Source organism: Schwartzia sp. (in: firmicutes), assembly GCF_978017985.1.
The window spans coordinates 1-2,647 of the sequence record NZ_CDXDFU010000141.1; the positions used below are offsets into that span (position 1 = coordinate 1).

Below are 2,647 nucleotides of genomic sequence, written 5' to 3' on the forward strand. Positions count from 1 at the left end.
CTTTGTTGCTGAGGATATTCCCTGCCTTGCGGTTGCTGCGGAGCCCACCCCTGTTGCTGGTTTTGTGCCGGGTTCCAGTCCTGTTGCCAGTTTTCCGATACTGTTGGCTCAGGCACTGCAGAGGCATACCCTGTTCCCTGCTGCAGGTTTAGCCCGCAATTCCCGCAGAACACCACATCGGGAGCCAGCGGTTCCCCGCACCTGGGACAAACGGGCGGCACAGGCGCGGCACTCGCTTTTGCCAGTGACTTACCGCAGTTTTCACAGAATTTCGCGTTTTCTTTTACGGGTTTACCGCAAAACCGACAAAATTTCGCCATGGTACACCTTCTTTCGTTTATCAGCCTTTCACCTTCGCCTTCCGGCAACGCGCTTTAATATAATTTGCCACAAAGGCAAAGTCTTCGTCGTCCGCATACACTTGGTTGCGGCTTAGGGTTTCGTTCAAACGAATCAGATGCTCCTTCGTCAAAATTTCTATTTCTTTCACATCGTTGAAACTGCTGTACATAGAAGTTCGCACCGCTGCCAGAACGCCTGTGCCTGCCGCACCCAAATGCCCTCCGGCAACACCTCCAAGCGCAGAAATCGCTCCGATCAGCTGCGCTTTCTTCACGTGCTTTTCATGCTGCTTGTGATTGATACCGCTCTCATCCATCTCAAACACTACGCAATACTTTCCGCCTATCATATAAGCAAAAATAAGATAGCCTATAATGCTGAGAACCAGAAGAATCCCAAACAGGATGCACGCCGCCTGCGCAATGAACTGTAGCGTCTCCATGAGATCGCTGTCCATGATGTTTATGGCAAACAGAATTGCCAAAACAATCACAATGGCGATGCCCATCGCCCTCCAAATCTCTTTGATAATCGCCGAAGATTTATACATATCCAGTTCATACACCCAGCGGTACTTACCGTCGTTGCACATGGTTATATTGTTGCTTTTGTAAAATGAATCAGTCATTATTTTCAGCGCCTCCCTCAGGTTTTTCCTCACTTGCCAGTACCATTTTCAGTAACGCCCACCTGTCTGAATTCATATTCTACCGTGGTATAACGTGGCAGCACCTTGTCATCTTTTTTATAATAATCTTTTAACGTTACTGTGGCAACCAGCAGGCATGTTTTATCCGGTATTTTGTATTTTACGCTTACGTTTAGCCGTTTGCCAGCCGTACCCTGCGCCGTGCGATGGAAAGGGTCCAGCTTTTTGTCTGCCTGTCGGCTCATGTCCTCATAAGGTTCCATCGTGATCTCTACTTCCTGCGCCGTACCCGGTAGCGATTGTTTAGACAGAAGAGAAAACCGCAGGGTTCCATCCGTATCCATCATGCCTTTTCGTTTATAAAAGGCCTTTGCTTCCTCTCTGTCTTCCTGGCAACTGATTTGCTGTGACCATGCATCGTATATACTGATAACCGCAGTAACCTTTCCATCCACGGAAAAGGTCTCTATATCCACCGGAGCGGGTGGCGTAGCTGACGCAACCGAAGTAAAAAAGCACAGGAAAACAGTCAAAAAGAATACCCCATGTAACAACCTTATTATCTTTCTCATACGCACCTCGCCAACACTCACACCAAACTCCCTCCGCTCATGCAATAAGCTGTCGTCTATACCGCCGCTCAAATTTGCTTTGACTGCCTGCGAAGCAGGTTGCAACCATTATCCTGTGTTTACGCCATTCTTGCAACTGATTGTTGATCGGGCTTAACACTATTTCCCGTCCAACGGATCAGGCCCATATCGGTTAGGTCCCTTAGTACCTTTACAAAAAAGAAGAAAAAATAACAACAGAAAATTAACTATTGGGACAAACATACCGATACACCACCAGGACTGTTTATCCAAATCATGGAGCCGGCGTATCGTAAGCATGAGGCCCGGAATAAAGGCTATCAGCCAAAGCAACACTGCCGCCGCTGTAATTGCTGAACCGGGAAGCCTGTCAGCAATAAGAGCAAGACCGACCATACCTGCCGAAACTACCATGGAAACTGTAAGACATCGCAATATATAGCGCTTTCTGTTCAAACGGTTATCACAGCGCAGAAAAACTGACTGCAAACTGCTATCCGGCACATATTTTCCCCCACTCATATTACTTATACCGTTTCCTCCTTGCCAAAAGCATACATTAAATGTTGCTTTATAGTTTTATTATAAATGGAAATAAGCGTTTTATCAAACAAAAGTTACGACCATTTAATCATAAAACCGGCCATCATTGCGATGACCGGCTTGCTGTGATTTCCAGTTATAAAAGTAATATTCTGTTATGCCATTATCTCCGTCCCGTGTCAAAGCTCATGGGCCATTCCAAAACAGCCACCACGCTTAACATATACGCCGCCCTGACTAAAGAAGGATATGACAAAGTTGAGAGCATCTTGAACGGTACAAACAACGAGTAATTACGTGCAGTTGGGACGCGTAAAAAACCGTTTTGGGACGCGATTTGGGACGCGCCCAAACTCTCAGGTATAATTTAGAAGAATTGTAGTAAATTTCATGATAACATAGAAAAATCGGGAACCCGCTTATTATGCGGATTCCCGATGTTTTTTTAATTGGTCGGAGCGACTAGATTTGAACTAGCGACCTCTTCCACCCCAAGGAAGCGCTCTACCAAGCTGAGCCA

4 protein-coding genes are annotated in these 2,647 nt (G+C 46.4%); all 4 read right to left on the reverse strand.

Annotated features, from left to right (window positions below; genetic code table 11):
* Positions 1-320: zinc ribbon domain-containing protein (locus ACY69O_RS06565; protein WP_462332667.1), on the reverse strand; the 320-nt coding region annotated here is incomplete at its 3' end.
* A 20-nt stretch (positions 321-340) separates the two neighbouring features.
* A complete protein-coding gene (locus ACY69O_RS06570) occupies positions 341-970 on the reverse strand; it encodes a hypothetical protein (RefSeq protein WP_462332668.1) in 630 nt (209 codons plus the stop codon).
* A 29-nt stretch (positions 971-999) separates the two neighbouring features.
* Entirely contained in the window at positions 1,000-1,584 is a 585-nt protein-coding gene (locus tag ACY69O_RS06575) for a hypothetical protein (protein WP_462332669.1), read from the reverse strand.
* A gap of 138 nt (positions 1,585-1,722) precedes the next feature.
* The gene (locus tag ACY69O_RS06580) at positions 1,723-2,088 is read right to left on the reverse strand and encodes a DUF805 domain-containing protein (protein WP_462332670.1); all 366 of its coding nucleotides are present in this window, start codon (positions 2,086-2,088) and stop codon (positions 1,723-1,725) included.
* Positions 2,089-2,647 lie beyond the last annotated feature (559 nt).

Coding starts and splice junctions, on each gene's coding strand:
- ACY69O_RS06570 (WP_462332668.1), bottom strand. CDS start 970: ATGACTGATTCATTTTACAAAAGCAACAATATAACCATGTGCAACGAC.